Raw genomic sequence first — 18,330 nt, forward strand, 5'->3', positions numbered from 1 at the left:
AACCGACCCTCCCGAACCACCCCCAGCAAGCCCATCGGTGGATTCAGGCTTAGTGCATCAGTACTGCCCGCCGGCCCCGGTGGGTATGCGGACGATCTCGATCCGGTCTTCCGTATCGAACAGGTCGGAGGCCAGAGCCTGCACGGTGGCTGCCGTTACCTTCCCGAGTTCCTCCAAGGAACGTTCAGGCGTGAGGAGGTTCTCATCGTCGGTAAACAGACGGTTCGTGAGCACGCCGAGCAGCCTGGCGTTGCTGGGCGTGTCGTAGTCAGCCCGCGCCACGGCTATGGCCTGATCGAGTTCCTCTGCAGTGGGTCCGTTCGCCACCAGATCGGCCAGGATCGACAGAGTCCTGGCATGGGCGTCGTCGAGACGGGCGGCGTCCGAGGTGAACGCGATGTCCGCGTACACCGTGGGCCGCGGAGCAAAGGCAGGACTGATCGACACCTGCGTGACGTAGGAGGCGCCCAACTCCTCGCGCACCAGCAGCGTGAGGCGGTTGTCCAGGATCACCCTGAGCACGTGGGCGTTGACCCTCAGCGACGGGGTCACGGGGCTCTCGGTCTCGTAGGACATCTGCATCACCGCGCTCTCATCGGCGCTGACCGGTATCTCGCGCCGTACCAGTCCGGTTGGGAAGGGTCGATGGCGGTCGACATACGTATCGGATTCACCCGCCGGCAGCGTCCCGATGTAGTGGCGGGCCAAGCGCTCGACTATCTCAGCGTCCACATCGCCGACCACCGCCACCACCATGTCGTCCACATCGGCGAGGCGGCGCGTGTACAGGTTCAGCAACGACTCGGCGGTCATCGAGGCGAGTTGCTCCCGGGTAGCCACCGGCCGGTGCCACTCGAGTCCGAAACGGGCCTCGGCCGATGCCACCCATGCCTGCCAGGCCGGGTTCACCTCGGCCAGTTGAGTACGGATAGCGGCGCTGTTCAAAGCCTGATCGAAGGCGAGGTCGTCCACCCTCGGTGCGGTGACAAGCAGGTGAATGAGTTGGAATAGCGTCTCGAGATCGTCCGGGCTCGCGCTGCCGTTGAACCCCTCGGTCCGCTCACCGATCAACGCGCTGAGCGACGCGGTGCTCTCGCCGAGGAAACGGTCGATCTGGGACTTGGTCAGGTCGCCGAAGCCGCTGCCGGCCACCGCCTCGACCGCTCTTGGCGCCAGGGCCCCAGATCCGGGCTCGAGGGTTGACCACCCGCCCAGACCCCTGGCTCGGAGGCTCACGGTCGCCTCGACGGTGTCGGAGTACACGAACACCACCTTTGCCCCGTTGGCGAATTCCCACTCGTGGCCGTCCAGCACGCCGGTCGGTCCGCTTGCCACCGGGTCGACCGGATCGGGGAGAGGCAGCAACTCGTCGATGCCCTGCTCCACCGGCGGGGGCTCGCTGCGGGGAACGGCCGCGTCGAAGGCGGCCTCCAGGTCGGCTGTGGTGGGCACGCTGGCCGGGTCGGGGCCGACCGCGATCACCAACGGCGCGGACCGCTCCATCATCCATCTGTAGCGGTCGGTGAGTTCCTCGGCCGTCATCTCCCCGAGCAGCGCCGTGAGCCGGTCGTGCCGGTCCTGAGGGGCGCTGATGTCGCCGCCGAACAGGAAGTGCGAGACGTAAGCGTTCGCGTACGCCGGGTCGGTGACGGTGGCGGCGGTCTCCAGCCCGTGGTCCAGCGCCGTGACCAGTTCATCGCGCGCAATGGCCAGGTCGACGTCGGTGAAGCCGTACTCCTGGGCGGTAAGCAGCACCGAGTAGTAGGCGGCGGAGGCCGTGTCCAGGTTCTCGCCCTGCCAGTTGGTCCCGTAGAAGCGCAAGGCCCGACCGTGGCTGAAGCTGCTGAAGTCGGGCTTGTCGACCTGGGTCAGTTCCCCGCGGTAGTACGCATCCTCGAGACGGTTCAGGACCATGAGTTGGATGAGCGCGTCCATCAGGCCCAGGCGTTGCCCATCCTCCGTCCCCGACTCGGACGTCGGGATCGGGATGTCCAGCGAGATGTAGGAGAAGCCCTGGCCTTCGTCGGTGATCACGTGGTAAGAGGGCTCGGGGTCCGGCGTGACCACCGGCAGCCAGAACGGCGGGGCATCGCCGGCCGGGATCGGCCCGAAGTGCTCCTCCACCAGGGCTTGGAGTTCGTCCAGTGGAACGTCGCCCACCGCGACGATGGCCATGTTCGACGGGACGTACCAAGTCTCGTAGAACGCCCTCAGGTCGGCTGCCGTGGTCGCCTCTACGGACTCGAACGTGCCGCCCGGCCACCGTCCCTCGTAGGCCGTCCCCATGGTGTAGATACGGTCGAACTCGGATCCGACGTACCCGTAGCTGTCCGAGACGCGGAACCGGAGCTCGTCGAGCACCACACCCCGCTCTGCCACCACCCCCTCCGGGTCGATGGTGGCGGCGTGGGCCATCTGCGAGAACACGTGAAGGGCAGTGGAGATGTTCTCGCGGGGATCGGCCGCCACGGTCAGCTCGAAGACGGTCTGGTCGTAACTGACGTAGGCGTTGGTGTCGGGACCCAACTCCGCCCCAAGGCTCCGGATCGTCGAGTTCAGGGACTCGGCCGTGTAGGCCTCGGTGCCCTCGAACACCACGTGCTCCAGGAAATGGGCGTAACCCTGGCCCGGTTCGGACTCGTTGGCCGACCCGGCCTTCACCACCAGCCGCAGCGTCACGCTCTTGCCCGGACGGTCGTTGCTCCGCAGGTAGTAGGTGAAACCGTTGTCGAGCGTGCCGACCCGCACCGCCGAGTCGATGGGGAACGTCACCGGGTCGATCTGGAACACCCAGCCTACGCGTATCAGGTTGGGATCGGTCAGCGCCCTTCCGTCGGCCTGGACCACGCCCTTGTTGAGGTCGTAGATCTCGGGCCAGCGGTTCTCGTCGCCCAGGTGGGCCATGGCGATACTGCGCAGAGTGTCGCCCGGCTGCACGGTCACGGTCCGGGGCTCGGACTCCTCGACCGAGGTGTCGCCCCCGGCCGTGCCCTCGGCGCCTGCCGAAACGGGCACCGCGACCAGAATCCCGACCAGCAGCGCCAGCCCGGCAAAGATCGCCAACGGGCTCCTCGGCCGCCAACTCGTCATCCTCACTCCTTTGCTCTTCCTGCCGGGCGGTCTTCGGCGCCGGGCATGCATACGCGATCGTGTGGGGAGCATCGAAACCTTGGCCCACCCACCTGCCGGCACGCCGAGCGAGTCGCAGATGCCCGGAGGAACCCCACCAGAGATGGCCGTCGTTTCGTGACCCGAAGCAGCTCAGGAGCCCGGAGATCGAGCATCCTTCGGCTGCCCCCATGATGTTACCGCCTGGCGCAGACAAGGCCAGAAACGGCTCCGGGCGCATCGGCCGGGGTGGGCGACCACTTCGAGGCTACCGGCTCTCGTAGTCCGGGTACTTCCTCACGGTGACCGGTTCACCGGCCGCCTTGCGGGCCCGGTACCACGACTCGAACCTGGTCATCCACTCGTCGGAACGGGCGATGATGGCCTCCTCGTCCAGGAAGGTGAACTCGCCGCCGCGCAGCAGGAACCTCCCGTCGACCATCGTGTCCTCGACCAGGGTTCCCGCGCACTTGGTGACGATCCAGTAGAGGAGGTTCCCGGCGTTGAGGGGGTAGAGGGTGGTGTTCCGGTGCAGGTCCACCGTGATGATGTCGGCTCGTTTGCCGGCCTCGATGGTCCCGATCCGGTCCCCGAGCCGCTGGGCCCGGGCGCTCCCGATCGTGGCCAGCTCGATGGGCACCCAGGGCTCGAACTGCTTCTCCTGGTCCGGCGGGATGATGGCGTTGACGAGGTAGGCCGTGTAGATGTTGTCGAACAGGTTGCCGGCCGGCATGTCCGTGCCGAGGCCGAGGGTGACGCCGGCCGCCCGGAGGGCGGGGACATCCGCAACCGAGCCGTGGTAGGTGGCGTTGGACTGCGGGTTGTGCGAGATGGCGACCCCCGCCTCGGCGAAAATCTCCGCCTCCTCCCGGTTCACCTGGTCGCAATGGAAGAACAGCGTGCGTTCCTGGAGCAGGCCCTTTGCCTGGAGGTAGCCGACAATGCCGCCCCAGGCGGCGAACTGGGCGTCCGACAGGTGGCGATCCTCGACGCTCTCGAGCAGATGGGTGGCGAACCCCACGTCGTAGCGCTCGGCCAACTCCATGCACCCGAGCAGCAACCGTTCCGAGCACGAGTACGTGGTGTGGGGGTGGACCGCCACCTGGATCCGCCCGTCCTCGGCGTTGTGGTAGTTCCGGATCACCTCCTCGGTCAGGGCGAGGTATCCGTCATCGTCGAGCCCGTCCCCGAGGATCACGTTGCTGACGGTCTGGGGATGCATGATGAGCCTCATCCCCGAGTCGACGCCGGCGCGAAACGACCCGTGCGGGAACGGGAAGGCGCTGGTGATGGTGGTGGTGCCGTGCTTGATGGCGTTGCACATGGCCACCAGGGTCATGTCGTAGGTGCTCTCGTCCGATGCCCACGTGTAGGCGGGCCAGATGAACTTCTCGAGGCACTCCGAGATGCCGCTGAATTCGAGCGAGGACGGGTCGATGCCCGGAAGCAGGTTGAAGGCGTAGTTGGCCAGATGGTTGTGGCTGTCGATCAACCCCGGCATCACCAGCCTGTCGCCGCAGTCCACCACCTCGCCGCCGCGCCTGGCGACCTCGTCCTTCGGCGAGTCCTCGGGGCCTCCCACCGAGTGGATGAGCGGTCCGTCGACCAGCACCCATCCGTCCTCGATGATGCCGTCAGGGTCGGGCGTGGCGATCAGGAACCGGCAGTTGTCGAACAGGATCATGGCACGACCTCCAAACGAGACCAGGACCGCGCCGGGACCGCGCCCGGCCAGGCATGGGGCGACCCCGCCGCCGGATCGGAGTGTACCCGGGCATGGGCTGGCGGCTCACGATCGGGGGAGTCGGTGACCCGCCTGCGGGCCTCGTGCTATGTCACGTCGGCTCGGTGATCCAGAGAGCGCCCAAGCCGGTGGCGAGCGGGATGGCGGTGAGCCACCAGGCCGCGGCCGCGTATCCCCCGGTGCCGGCGGCGAGCAGCGCCACGGTCACCGGTCCGGCGGCTGAAGCCGTCACGGTGACCAGCATGGAGACGCCCTGGATACCGCCGATGTTGGCGAGGCCGAACCAGCGGGGCAGGACCGTGGGCACGAGCGGGAAGTGTGCCCCGCCGCCGGCGCCGAGGAGCATCGTGTAGGCAAACGCCTGCCAGCCCGGCTCGAGGCGCCCCACCATCGCCAGGGCGCAAATGAGGAGGAGCATCGCGGCAGCCAGCAGCACCCGGGTGGGGAGCCGGTCGGCCAGGGCTCCCATCGCCAGGCCGGCGGCGATCATGCCCGTGACCTGGGGTACGAACATCGCCGCGGCCTGGGTCGTGGACAGGCCGGCTCCGGTAAGGATCGAGATCTGGTGGAAGTTGAACCCGGTGGCCACCATGGAGGACGTGGCGATGACGCACGCCATGAGGACGAACCGGCGTTGGGTGATGGCCTGGCCGCGCGTGGCGGGAGTGCGGGCGGTCGGGGCGGCCGCGCGCGCCGTGGAGGGCGGCCGCTTGTAGCCGTCGGGACGCTGGCCGACATCCGACGGGCGGTCGACGATGCCGAAGTGCCCGATGGGTATGACCACCAGCCAGACGGCGGCCGCCGCCAGCAGCCAGGCGACCCGGACGCCGTAGGCCGCCACGGCCAGTCCCAGTATCAGCGGGGTGAGGCTCATCAGGCCGCTGATGGTGGGTGAGGTCACCCCGAAGACCCGGCCGCGCCGGCGTTCGAACCAGTGGGTTATGGACAGCGAGCTCACCAATGTCAGGGCGCCCTGGCCGAGCCAGCGGATGAGGGTGAAGCCGATCGCCAGGGTCACGAAGCCCTGGACGCCCGCCATGACGACCAGGCCCAGACCGAACGCCGCCCCGACCCACCTCATGGCGCGGCGGGTACCGACCCGGTCGATCCAGCTGCCCACCGGCAGCAGGGCGGCGCCGCCCGCCAGGGTGCCGATCAGGTAGGCGGCCGACACTTGGGGCCGGCTCAGCCCCAGCTCGGCGATCAACGGGTCGATCGACACCGACACGCCGATGGTCTGGCCGGGGCCGGTCATGGCGCCCGTGATGACGGCCAGCCCGGCGATCCGCCAGCCGAGGAACCGCCGGGCAGGCTTGACGGCGTCGGATAGGGGATCGGCAGGCATTCGTACGGACCTTCAGTGGAGATGCCCGACCGGTTTAGTGGATCGAATCCCCATCCCCAATTCGAAGGCCCGGTGGCGGCCGGCCCGCACCGATCGGCCGGTCTACGGGACCGCGGTCTGCTGCGACAGTCTGGTGTCCGCGTCGAGGACGAGGGTCATTCGCCGTACATGGAGGCACGGGCTCGGGCGAGTTCCTCCTCGGTGAACGCGCCGGCGGTTCTCGCGAATCTGCCGGAGAGACAAGGTGCGGAACCACGGATTTGGGCGTGTCATTTTGTCGGTTAGCTAAGTGACATTCCGTAGATTATTCTACTGGCCAGATGCTGATCAGACGCCACCTACTCCAACCCCTCCATGAGGCCCTGGACCACTTCCGGGTTGTCGTGCTGCATGGCGCACGCCAGTCCGGGAAAACGACACTGGCCCGGTCCGTCACCGTACAGCGCGGGGGCACCTACACGACGCTCGACGACGACGCGACCAGGGAGGCCGCACTCGACGATCCCCTCACCTTCCTGGTCGAGCAACCCGGATTGCTGACCGTGGACGAGGTCCAGCTAGGAGGTGACCGCCTGGTCAGGGCAATAAAGCGGGTCGTTGATTCCGACCCGACACCCGGCCGGATCCTGCTGACCGGCTCCACCAACTTCCTGACCGTTCCCGTAATCAGCGAGTCCCTGGCAGGGCGGGTGCGCATCCTGCGTCTTTGGCCGTTCTCGGAGGCGGAGCGGCTCGGCCGGCCCGTGACGCCGGTGGAGGGGTGGTTCACCACTCCTTCGAGCATAGGCCGGGGTCAACCCGAGGAGCGTCTCTCCTACCTGGAGAGGCTTTGCCGGGGTGGATACCCGGAGGTCGCGGCCTTGGAGCCGTCGATCCGGCACGCCTGGTTCGACAGCTATGTAGAGACGGTGACGCTCCGTGACATCTACGCCTTGGCGGACATCCGGCGCAAGGCCGCCGTTCCTCGCCTGCTGAGATGGATGGCGGCGGCCACTGCGTCCGAACTGAATGTCACGGCCACAGCGGGGAGGCTCGGCCTCGATCGCAGCACCGCCGTCTCCTACCTGGAGTGGTTACGGACCGTCTTTCTGGTTCACGAACTCCCGGCCTGGTCTCCCAACTTCAGGTCACGCGCGGTACGGCGTCCCAAGATCCACTTCTCCGACACCGGATTGGCCACCCACCTTCTCGGCGCCGGACCGGCCATGCTCGCCAAGCCGACCTCGCTATTGGCCGGTCCGCTCATAGAGACCTTCACTGTCAACGAGGTCTCCCGGCAACTTTCCGCGTCGGGCACCCGGGTGTCCACGTTTCACTATCGCGACCGGCAGAAGCGCGAGATCGACCTGATAATGGAGCGCCCCGACGGCGCCCTGGTCGCCATCGAGATCAAAGCCACCCGATCCCCGACCAAGGGACACCTGCGCCACGTCCGGTGGCTCAGGGACCAACTCGACACCACGGCCCCCGGAACCTTCCGAGCCGGAATCCTGTTCCACACCGGGCCCCACTCCTTGACCGTCGGCGACCGCCTCCACCTGCGCCCGATCAGCACCCTCTGGTCGCCTCCGGCCTGATGGCCTGATCCACCACCGTCGGATGACGGATCGTCCCCAAGGCCGTCGGTCCGGAATCGGGGTTCTCGCACCGGGTGTAGATTGTGGGTCGTCCAGCCTCTAGGGCTGGTTCGCCCGTGGAAGGTGCCTGATGACTTTGTTCCCTACCGTCAGCGACGAGCGGCGGCTAGAGATGTTCGCCGACCGCCCGGGGCCGGCCCGGGTTCTCATCGATACCGACACCGCCAACGAGATCGATGACCAGTTCGCCCTGGCCTGGGCGTTGCTGTCGCCCGACCGCCTCGAGGTGGAGGCGATCGTGGCCGAGCCTTTCGGCCATCTCCACATGCGGGAGGAGTTGGTGGCCGAGTTGGAGGCCCTGCGGGCCGGCACCACCACCGGGGCGGTGGAGAACAAGTACGAGGGATGGGTTCGCCACCTGATCGCTCAGGGAATCGAGCCCGACGACCTCCAACTGGTGGGTCCGGCCGAGGGCATGGAGGAGTCATACGAGGAGATCCACCGCGTGCTCGGCAAGCTGGGGATCCCGGGTGACGGTCTGGTGTTCCGCGGCTCGGACCGCTACATGCCGGCGCCTGATGTCCCGGTCGAGAGCGAGGGCGCCCACCGCATCATCGAGGCGGCGCTGGCCGATGACGAGCGGGTGCTGCATGTGGTGGCCATCGGATGCGTCACCAACGTCACCTCGGCATTGCTGATGGCGCCCGAGATCGCCTCCCGCATGGTGGTCAACTGGACCTCCGGGTATCCCACCTGGGTCGACCTCGACAACACCCCCTCCCTGAACCTGGTGCAGGACCGCCATGCCTCCCGGCTGCTCTTCTCGTCGGGCGTGCCGCTGGTCTACCTGCCCGGCTACCACATCGGCGCCCAGCTGAACTTCTCGCATCCCGAGGCGGAGGCCTGGATCAAGGGCAAGGGCGAGATCGGCGACTACCTCTACCACCTCTACGTCCACAATCCCATCTGGATCCAGCGCGGCGTCAAGCCATTCCCCGGGCAGTCCTGGGTGGTCTGGGACCTGATCAACATCGCCTGGTTGATCGACCGCAGTTGGGTGCCGACGCGGACCACGAGGACCCCCCACCTCGACGACGACCTGGTCTGGCAGGCCCGACCCGACGGGCCGCTGATGCTGGAGGCGGTGGGCATCGACCGGGACGCCGTCTACCACGATCTGATCGTCAAGCTCGACGACCAGGACCGCATCCTGGCGTCGCGGTGACCGGGCAAGCGGAGCGAGGAGGCGAGGACGTATGAGAGCAGCCTGCCTGCTTCCCGAGGGCGGTATCGAGATCAGGGAGCGGCCTGCGCCGTCCCCGGGTCCGGGGCAGGTGCTGGTGGCGCCCCGGCTGGTGGGTATCTGCGGCTCCGATCTCCACTACTACAAGGACGGGCGGATCGGCACCTGGCGGGTCCGGCGCCCGCACGTGCTGGGTCACGAGTTCGCCGGCATCGTTACGGAACTCGGTGCGGGAGTGGGGAACACCCGGGTCGGCGATCACATCGCGGTCGAGCCCATCGTGCCGTGCGAGGCCTGCGACGCGTGCCGGCGGGGCGTTTACAACCTCTGTCCCCGCATGCGGTTCACCGGGTCGCCCCACACCGACGGCGCCCTCCAGGACCTGGTGGCGGTGCCGGCGCGCGGCGCCCACTCGCTCCCGGAGGGGATGGACTTCGCCCTCGGCGCCCTCGTGGAACCGACCTCCATAGCGGTCCACTCGGTGAGGCGGGGCGAGGTGCGACCGGGCGAGACGGTGCTGATCATCGGGGCGGGCCCGATCGGCCTGCTGATCCTGGCGGTGGCCCTGGCCTACGGCGCCGGCGCCGTGCATTCCACCGATCTTGATGACGGGCGGCTGGCGCTGGCAGCGGACATGGGGGCTACCACCACGGTGAACGTCGGCGGGCTGGAGCCCGAGGAGATCCTCGAACGGACCGAACGCCCGGGCGCGGATGTCGTCTTCGAAGCGGTGGGCAGCCCGCGCACCCTCGAGACCGCCCTGCGCCTGGTGCGGCCCGGCGGGCGGGTGGTGGCGGTGGGGGTGAACACCGAGGAGCGGATCCCGTTCAACCTGCTGCTGGCCCAGTCCATGGAGGCGACCGTCATACCCGTCTACCTCGGTCGTGACGCCTTCCCCGAGGCCATATCCCTCCTGGCATCGGGCCGGATCGACGGGACGCGGCTCGTCAGCCACCGCTTCCCCCTGGAACGGACCTCCGAGGCGATGGATACCGCCCTCAGCGTGTCCTCCGGCGCCGTCAAGGTGATGATCGACGTGGCCGGTCCGGGGGGAGGGAACGGCTGATGGCCACGATGTATTTCGAGGACGATTCCGACCTGCGCCATCTGGCCGGCCAGACCGTCTGCATCATCGGGTATGGCAACCAGGGCCGCTCCCAGGCCCTCAACATGCGGGACAGCGGCCTGAGCGTCATCGTGGGGAGCCGCCGGGACGAGTCCTACGAGGCGGCCATCCAGGACGGCTTCGAGGCGCTGCCGGTGGGCGAGGCGGTGGAACGGTCCGACATCACCTTCCTCCTGGTGCCCGACGAGGTCATGCCCCAGGTGTTCGAGCGGGACATCGGCCCCAATCTCTCGGCGGGTGACATGGTGGTGTTCGCCAGCGGCTACAACATCGCCTTCGACCTGATCGCGCCTCCGGCCGACGTGGACGTGGTGCTGATCGCTCCCCGCATGATCGGAGCAGGGGTACGGGACACGTACCTGAGCGGTGAGGGGTTCCCGAGCCTGATCGCAGTCCATCAAGACGCCAGCGGCACAGCCTTCGCCCGGATGCTGGCCCTCTGCGAGGGGATCGGATCCACCCGGATGGGCGTGATCGAATCCAGCTTTCTCGAGGAGGCGACCGTGGACCTGTTCGCCGAGCAGGTGGGATATCTCTACGCGGTACGGCGTTACTGCGAGGTCCTGGTGGAGGCCGGTTGCAGCCCCGAAGTGGCGATGCTGGAGTTCTACGCCTCGGGTGAGGGGATCGAGACCGCCAAGGCCTATCGCGACATTGGGCTCTGGGACCAGATCACGCTACATTCCCGTACCAGCCAGTACGGGCAGGAAGTGACCGCCCGGCTCTCTCCCGAGCAGGAGGAAGCCGAGAGGTCTCGTCTCAGAGAGATCATCTCCCACATCCAGGACGGTTCGTTCGCCCGGGAGTGGGCGGCCGAGCAGCGGGCGGGGTTCCCCGAGTTCGACCGGGTCAGGGAGTTGAACATGGCCCACGAGATGAGGTCGGCGGAACGGAAACTGTACGAGGTGCTCGGGCGCGTTCCCTCCAACTGACCTCAAGTCAGCAAGGATTGCCGGGGGCAGGTTGCTGGCGCTGGAGGGGGCACGCAGGGGCGCAAGAGCGTAGAATAGGAGGCCGGGTCGACCGACCGCCGTTCCCGAGCAGGGATGACCGGTGGGTGATCGGTCCGGAGGAACATGACAAACAAGGAGGGAAGCCGGCAAATGCGCGGGACTACAAGAAGCAAGGGACTGCTACGCCTCGCGGCGTTTCTCTCGGTCGTGGCCCTGGTTGCCGCCGCCTGCGGCAGCGAGGAGGCGACGCCCGAGACGGTGGTGGTCACGTCGATCGTGACCGAGCAGGTAGAAGTCGTGGTCACGGAGGTAGTGACCGAGGAAGTCGTGGTCACCGAAGAAGTCGTGGTCACGGAGGAAGTCGTGGTCACGTCGATCGTGACCGAGACGGTCGAGGTCGAGGTCGAGGTTCCGGTCGAGGCCGAGCCGATGGGACCCTCCGGGCCAGGCCTCCTGGACCTGAATGACTCCGAACTGGCAGGCATGTCGTGGGACGAGATCGTGGCAGCCGCCAACGGCACCAGGCTCAACTGGTTCATGTGGGGCGGTAGCGCGGTCATCAACGGCTACATCAACGGCTGGGTCAAGGAACAGGCCATGGAGCGCTACGGGATCGACCTGAACCAGGTGCGCATCACCGATACTGTCAACGCGGTGGACACGGTGATCAGCGAGACCGAGGCCGGTGAGTACGCCAGCGGTTCGATCGACATGATCTGGATCAACGGCGAGAACTTCAAGACGATGAAGAACGCCGGTCTGCTGTTCTGCGGCTACTGGGACATCATGCCCAGCATGGCCAACGTGGACCAGCAAGCAGGACCGATCGCCTTCGACTTCGGTACCCCTGTGGACGAGTGCGAGGTTCCGTGGAACCAGGCCCAGTCGGCCGTGTTCTACAACAGCGCCCTCGTGCCCAATCCCCCGGCCGACATGGACGCCCTGCTGGCCCAGGCTTGCGAGAGTCCGGGAACCTTCACCTACCCGGCCCCGCCGGACTTCACCGGCAGCGTGTTCGTGCGCCACGTGTTCTACAACGAGGCGGACAAGATCCTGCCCGGCGGGCACGCCGACATGGTCGGTATCCCGTTCGACCAGGCGATCTACGACCAGGTGGCGTCGGCTACATGGGCGACCCTGAACGCGGTCGAGCCCTGCCTGTGGCGCGGTGGCGAGACCTATCCGGTGGACCTGCCTGCTCTCCATCAGTTGTACGCCAACCAGGAGGTCAGCCACTTCCTGGCCTACGGCCCGGCAGCGGCCGGTTCCAACGTGGATAGCGGCCTGTTCCCCGAGTCGACCCGCACGTACGGCTTGGACAGCGGCCAGATCGGCAACACCAACTTCGTGACCATCCCCTACAACTCGCCCAACAAGGCGGCGGCGTTGGTGGTGGCCGACCTGTTGCTGAGCATCGATGGTCAGCTGGAGAAGGCGTATCCCGACGTCTGGGGCCAGATCAACGTGCTGAACTCGGCGGCGCAGTCGCACTTCGCGGATGTTCCCCGCCACCCGTCGGTGGTCGATCCGGGCTTGATCCGCTCGTTGGGCGAACTTCTCGGTGACTGGGTACCGGCCATCGAGGAAGGCTGGGTCCAGAACGTAGCCCAGAACTAGACAACCCGATCATGGGAAGGGCCGGGGGCAAGGTCTTCATCGGGCCTATGACCCCGGCCCTTCACACGCCGGTACACGTCTCATCCCACGACTTGTCGTTGGCGGGGCGCCCGGCGATCTGGTTCATATGACACGCAGAAGGATTGAACGTGGCGGTTAGGACACCTCGGTTCACGGGGACCGGGCTCTCGGAGAAGGCTGGGCGGCGCCTTACGATCACCGTGCTGCTCGCGCCGGCCATCCTCGTGATCCTGCTCCTGTTCATGGGGGGTTTGATCACCGGCTTCCTGCGTAGCCTGGGCTACTTCCCGTTGATCGGCCTCAACGACTTCAACTTCGACGCCTACTCAATAATCTTCACCGACACCGGGTTCATCCGGAGCTTCATCCTCACCTTCCACATCGCCTTCACCTCCACCTTTATCGCCAGCATCCTGGCGGTGGCTTCGGCGATGCTTCTCCGGCCTGCGTTCCGGGGGAAGCGCTTCGTCCAGTTCATCTTCTCCCTCAACCTCACCATCCCCCACCTGGTGGGGGCGGTGGGGGTGCTCTACCTGTTCTCGGGTAGCGGTCTCGTCTCCCGTCTGGCCACCGGGGCCGGCATCATCGACACCCCGGCGGGCTTCCCAGCGATGGTCAACGATCCCTGGGCGATCGGCATCATCATCCAGTACGTGTGGAAGGAGATCCCGTTCATCGGGGTGATAGTGCTCGCGATCCTGCTCTCGGTGGGGGAGGACTACGAGTCGGTGGCCCGCTCGCTGGGCGCCAACCGGTGGCAGGCCTTCCGCAACGTGACCCTGCCGCTGATCATGCCCGGCGTGGTGTCCGCCTCGGTGATCGTCTTCGCCTTCACCTTCGGCGCCTTCGAGATCCCGTGGTTGCTGGGCTCCACCTTCCCCAAGGCCCTGCCGGTGCTGGCCTTCGAGAGCTACACCGATGTCGACCTGGCGGCCCGACCGCAGGCCATGGCGATGGCGATGGTCATCGCGGTGATGAGCAGCCTGATGATCCTGGCGTACATGAAGGTGTCACGCCGGTACGTGCGGAGCTAGGGCATGGCGGATACTCGAGTCGAAGCGACCGCTGCCGGAGCAGGTGGCGTTGCGGCGGAGGAGAAGGATCGTCGCTTCAGCTGGCGGATCACCGGTCGATGGGTGGGGATCACCGGCCTGCTGGCTTTCCTCGTGGCGCCCATCGTTCCCCTTTTCGTCTGGTCGATCAGCTTCCGTTGGTTCTATCCGGCCATCCTCCCCACCGAATACAGCGCCCGCGCCTGGACGGAGGTGATCACACCCCACAACGATGTGCTGGGCGTGGCGTGGAACACGGCCCTGATCGCGCTGGTGGTTACGGCCCTGTCCATCCTGTTTGGCGTCCCGGCCGGCCGGGCGCTGGGCCTGTACGAGTTCCGGGGCAAGCGGCTGGTGGAATGGATGATCCTGGCCCCGATAATCGTCCCGGGACTGGCCGTGGTGCTCGGTATCCACGTGCTGTTCATCCGGGCCGGCCTGTCCAACAGCATCCCGGGTGTCATCCTTGTCCACCTGGTGCCCACCCTCCCGTACATGACGCTGGTCATGTCGGGAGTGTTCGCCAATTACGACACCGACTTCGAGCTCCAGGCGCGCTCTCTCGGGGCGAGCCGCTGGGCCACCCAACGCCTCATCACCTTGCCGGCCATCTTCCCGGGCGTGGTGGTGGGAGCACTGTTCGCGTTCATAATCTCGTGGAGCCAGTACGTGCTGACGCTGCTCATCGGAGGCGGGCAGGTGCAGACCCTGCCGCTACTGCTGTTCGGATTCGTTCGCTCGGACCCGGCCATCGCCGGTGCCCTGAGCGTGGTCTTCATCCTGCCGGCGGTGATCGTCCTGCTGCTGAGCTCGCGCTACCTGTCCGGTGACAACGCCGCCGTAGGAGGTATCGGAAACATATGACCCAGGTAACCCTCAGCGGGCTGACCAAGATTTTCGACGAGAAATCGCCCCCGGCGGTGGATCAGCTCGATCTGGAGATCGAGTCCGGCAAGCTCACCGCCCTTCTCGGGCCGTCCGGATGCGGCAAGACCACCACCATGAAGATGATCGCCGGGCTGCTCCGGCCCACCTCGGGCGACATCAGCTTCGACGGCGACTCCATCCTGAGCATCCCTCCCGAGGACCGGGGAGCGGTGATGGTGTTCCAGAACTACCTGCTGTTCCCGTACATGACCATCGCCGAGAACATCGGCTTCGGTCTCAAGATGCGAAAGGTGGACCGCAAGGAGATCCGGACGCGGGTTACCGACATGCTGGACCTGGTGCAGCTGCCCGGTTTCGAAGACCGCAAGCCCCGGCAGCTCTCCGGCGGCCAGCAGCAACGGATCGCCCTGGCCAGGGCGCTGATCGTCCAACCGAACGTCCTGTTGCTGGACGAGCCCCTCAGCAACCTCGACGCCCATCTCCGGGACGAGATGCGGGAGCTCATCCGGCGCATCCAGACCGAGATGGGGATCACCACCGTCTTCGTCACCCACGACCAGGAGGAGGCGGTGGTGCTGGCCGACCGGATCGCCCTGCTGTTCGACGGGCGGCTCCAGCAGTTCGACGTGCCGGACGCCTTCTTCGAGTCGCCGCAGAGCGTCGAGATAGCCAAGTTCTTCGGCGGCACCAACTTCATTCCGGGCCATTACGAGGGGGGAGAGATAACCACCTCGATCGGCCGGTTCCGGGCGCCGCGGTCGGCGGTGGACGGCGGTGATGCGGTGCTCAGCATCCGCCCCGAGGCGGTGACGCTGGGCGCCGCCGGGGGCAACTCGGTGATGGGACGGATCAGGTCGCACGTCTATGTAGGGCGGTATGCCCGGTTCCGGGTCACGCTGGGCGACATCGAGGTGGAGGCGGTCACGGACCCCGGGCAGGTGAAGATGTTCAACGACGGGGACGAGGTGCCGGTCACGTTCGACTCCAACAAGATCTGGGTGATCGGGCCGGCCGCCGCCCACGAGTAGGCGGCCGGTTGCTCCCCACCCCGGCCGCGACCCGTTGGGCGCTGGTCGCATCGGGATGGTCTGTCTACGCCCTCTACTACCTGGGGAGGGTCAACTTCTCGGTGGCCGTGCCCCGGCTCGAGGAAGAGGCGGGCCTGTCCGCCACCGAGATCGGGGCGCTGGCGGCCGGATTCTTCTGGGTCTACTCGCTGTCGGCGGTTCCGGTGGGCCGCCTGGCGGATCGCTTCGGGGCCCGGATGCTGGTGGGTCTCGGGCTGGTCGGGAGCGGGCTCCTCAACGCGGCGTTCGTGCTCGGATCCGGGGACTTCCGGTGGGCGCTGGTGATCTGGTCGGCCAACGGGGTGTTCCAGGCCATGGGTTGGACCCCTCTGGCGGGCGCGCTGGGTCGGTGGGTGGAGGCAGGCCGGTCGGCTCGGGTGATCGCCTCGTTCGGATCGTGCTTCGTGGCCGGCACGGCCCTCACCTTCGCGGTCGGCGGGCTCATCATCGAACGGGGCGGCGTGGACGCGGTGTTCCTGGCTGCTTTCCTGGTACTCGTACCGATCGGTGTGGTCTGGTGGATCGGGGTGCGGGACCGGGTCCCCGAGGCCTCACCGGCCGATCGGGCCGCCGGGTCGGTCGCAGCGGCCATCCGGCTGCTCCCGCCGGCGGCGGCCTTGGGGGTGGCCTACGTGGCCCTCATCGTGTGGACCCCGACCTACTTCGTGGACGTACACGGCGTGTCGGTGGGCCGGGCCGGGCTCCTGTCGTCGGCCATGCCGGCCGTCTCCATCGTCGTGACGATCGCGCTGGGCCGCTGGTTCCTACGGATCCCGCACGGGCCCGCGGCGATCGTGAGGGGCGGGACCGTCCTCCTGCTGACCGCCGCGGCGCTGGCGACGGTTTCCGGGGCTGCCGGCATCGGGAGCGGCTTCGCGGCGGTGGCCGCGGCCACGGCCCTGGTCGGGGCCTCGTCATCCGTGGTGCTGGGACTGTATCCCCGGGTCGGCTCCCCGGGGGCGGTGAGCCTGACCTCGGGGATGTTCGCCCTGGCATTTAACCTCGGGGGCGGGGCGGGGTCGCCGTTGATGGGCAGGCTGGTCGGTCAGGACGATTGGGACATCGCCTTCCTGTTCCTGGCCGGATCGGTGCTCGTGGGCGCCCTGTGGTCCTACGGCTGGTACGCGATGGCGCGAGCTCGGCAGTTGCGGGAAGGAGCTTCCGATGGCCCGGCATAGGGCGGTGATGGACCTCGGTCGTGACGAGTGGATGGCTGCGCTCGGTATCACGGAGGACGACATCCCCCATGCCGTGATCCTGGAGGGCTCCTGGTGGAGGGAGCAGCGCACCGCCTGGCGGCTCAGCCGGCTGGAGGACGTGCGCGAGCTGGCCTTCCCCGACATGTTCCTCGGTTACCGGCGGGGGAGACCGGTGGTCTACTCCTGCGTGTACGGGGCGCCCCGCGCCGTGGAGCCGGCCCATCTGTTCGGGGTGCTGGGGACGCCGCGCATGGTGATGATCGGAACCTGCGGCGCCCTTCACGCCGGGCTGTCCACCGGCGACGTGGTGGTGCCGTCGGTGGCGGTGGCCGGGGAGGGCGTGGCGCATCTCTACGGGGCCTCCGACACTGTCGAAGCCGATCCCGGCCTTGCCGCGCTGGGCCGTCGCCGGCTGATGGAGAGGGAGATCAGGGCGGCGGACTCCCTACACCTGTCGTGGGTGTCGATCTTCGCTCAGAGCGGGGAGATGGTGGCTGATTGGCGGGACCGCGGCTACGGATCGGTGGACATGGAAGCGGCCACCCTCTATGCGGTGGCGCGGCATTTCGGTTTCGCCGCCACCGCGCTGCTGGTGGTGTGGGATCAGTTGGACCAGGACCGGAGTTTCCTCGACCCGCTCACCGACGCGCAGCAAGAGCGGCTGGACGCCGCCAACGAGGCCGTCTTCGACGTGGCCCTGTCGATCACAGCGGACCGCGACCCGGGGGAGGGGCCCCGATGAAGGCGCTCGTCCAGCGGGTGGATCACGCCTCGGTGTCGGTCGGCGGCGAGGTGATCGGGCGGATCGGGGCCGGGATGCTGGCCCTGGTGGGCGCCGGCCGGGCCGACACCGGCGCCGACGCCGAGGCGCTGGCCCGCAAGGTCGTCGGGCTGCGCATCTTCCCGGATGAGGACGGACGGTTCAACCGGTCCCTCATCGACGTGGGGGGCGCCATGCTGGTGGTGAGCCAGTTCACGCTGTATGCCGATGTCCGCCGCGGCAGGCGCCCCAGCTTCACCGAGGCGGCCCGGCCCGAGCAGGCCGAGCAGCTGGTCGAAGAGTTCGTGGAGGCGGTGAGGGCCCTCGGAGTGGAGGTAGAGACGGGACGCTTCGGAGCGATGATGGAGGTGGACCTCCGCAACAACGGACCCTTCACCCTGATGGTCGAAACGGCTGACGGCCGGGTCGTGTAGCAGCTAGACGAGCCTGTCTCCGTCGCTTGTCAGCGAACCTCAGGATCAGGGCGTCACGTGCGGTGCCCTAAACCTGAGGTTCAGGGCGTCATATGTGGCGTCCACTGCCCAAAGTTCCGGAACTCGCGAAAAGCGGCGCATCGCGCCGGGCCCTCCTTTACCTTGTTGGGTGGCTCTGGTGTGTGAGTATCGGGGC

The 18,330-nt window shown here is 67.4% G+C and carries 14 protein-coding genes; 11 read left to right on the forward strand and 3 right to left on the reverse strand.

All coding sequences use genetic code 11. The features are described from left to right. Positions 1 to 57: 57 nt before the first annotated feature. From OXK16_07705 to OXK16_07715, 3 genes are all read right to left on the reverse strand, one after another. Entirely contained in the window at positions 58 to 3,063 is a 3,006-nt protein-coding gene (locus OXK16_07705; protein ID MDE0375829.1) for an insulinase family protein, read from the reverse strand. Between the two features lie 313 nt (positions 3,064 to 3,376). After that, entirely contained in the window at positions 3,377 to 4,792 is a 1,416-nt protein-coding gene (locus tag OXK16_07710; protein MDE0375830.1) for an amidohydrolase family protein, read from the reverse strand. 151 nt (positions 4,793 to 4,943) lie between these two features. After that, complete coding sequence (locus OXK16_07715; protein MDE0375831.1) at positions 4,944 to 6,197, reverse strand: MFS transporter; 1,254 nt, start codon at positions 6,195 to 6,197, stop codon at positions 4,944 to 4,946. Between the two features lie 320 nt (positions 6,198 to 6,517). On the opposite strand from OXK16_07715, the gene OXK16_07720 reads away from it, so the two are divergent. The 11 genes from OXK16_07720 (at position 6,518) to dtd (ending at position 18,134) form a co-directional block, all read left to right on the forward strand. Continuing rightward, complete coding sequence (locus OXK16_07720) at positions 6,518 to 7,774, forward strand: ATP-binding protein (protein ID MDE0375832.1); 1,257 nt, start codon at positions 6,518 to 6,520, stop codon at positions 7,772 to 7,774. Between the two features lie 130 nt (positions 7,775 to 7,904). Next, on the forward strand, positions 7,905 to 8,999 hold the full coding sequence (locus tag OXK16_07725; protein MDE0375833.1) for a nucleoside hydrolase: 1,095 nt from the start codon (positions 7,905 to 7,907) through the stop codon (positions 8,997 to 8,999). A 31-nt stretch (positions 9,000 to 9,030) separates the two neighbouring features. After that, a complete protein-coding gene (locus tag OXK16_07730; protein ID MDE0375834.1) occupies positions 9,031 to 10,083 on the forward strand; it encodes an NAD(P)-dependent alcohol dehydrogenase in 1,053 nt (350 codons plus the stop codon). Continuing rightward, positions 10,083 to 11,075: a ketol-acid reductoisomerase gene (gene ilvC, locus OXK16_07735; protein MDE0375835.1), complete on the forward strand. Its 993-nt coding sequence runs from the start codon at positions 10,083 to 10,085 to the stop codon at positions 11,073 to 11,075. The genes OXK16_07730 and ilvC overlap by 1 nt, the downstream gene beginning before the upstream one ends. A 171-nt stretch (positions 11,076 to 11,246) precedes the next feature. After that, entirely contained in the window at positions 11,247 to 12,713 is a 1,467-nt protein-coding gene (locus tag OXK16_07740) for an ABC transporter substrate-binding protein (GenBank protein ID MDE0375836.1), read from the forward strand. 149 nt (positions 12,714 to 12,862) lie between these two features. After that, on the forward strand, positions 12,863 to 13,768 hold the full coding sequence (locus OXK16_07745) for a sugar ABC transporter permease (GenBank protein MDE0375837.1): 906 nt from the start codon (positions 12,863 to 12,865) through the stop codon (positions 13,766 to 13,768). A gap of 3 nt (positions 13,769 to 13,771) precedes the next feature. Continuing rightward, entirely contained in the window at positions 13,772 to 14,650 is an 879-nt protein-coding gene (locus OXK16_07750; GenBank protein MDE0375838.1) for an ABC transporter permease, read from the forward strand. Beyond that, a complete protein-coding gene (locus OXK16_07755) occupies positions 14,647 to 15,702 on the forward strand; it encodes an ABC transporter ATP-binding protein (protein MDE0375839.1) in 1,056 nt (351 codons plus the stop codon). The genes OXK16_07750 and OXK16_07755 overlap by 4 nt, the downstream gene beginning before the upstream one ends. 8 nt (positions 15,703 to 15,710) lie before the next feature. Beyond that, positions 15,711 to 16,919: an MFS transporter gene (locus tag OXK16_07760; protein ID MDE0375840.1), complete on the forward strand. Its 1,209-nt coding sequence runs from the start codon at positions 15,711 to 15,713 to the stop codon at positions 16,917 to 16,919. Continuing rightward, positions 16,906 to 17,682 carry a hypothetical protein gene (locus OXK16_07765; GenBank protein ID MDE0375841.1) on the forward strand — a complete coding sequence of 259 codons (777 nt, stop codon included), beginning with the start codon at positions 16,906 to 16,908 and terminating at the stop codon, positions 17,680 to 17,682. The genes OXK16_07760 and OXK16_07765 overlap by 14 nt, the downstream gene beginning before the upstream one ends. Beyond that, entirely contained in the window at positions 17,679 to 18,134 is a 456-nt protein-coding gene (dtd, locus tag OXK16_07770) for a D-aminoacyl-tRNA deacylase (GenBank protein MDE0375842.1), read from the forward strand. The genes OXK16_07765 and dtd overlap by 4 nt, the downstream gene beginning before the upstream one ends. Positions 18,135 to 18,330 lie beyond the last annotated feature (196 nt).

The sequence above is a fragment of the bacterium genome, assembly GCA_028821235.1.
In the GTDB taxonomy this organism is placed as follows: Bacteria; Actinomycetota; Acidimicrobiia; order Spongiisociales; family Spongiisociaceae; genus Spongiisocius.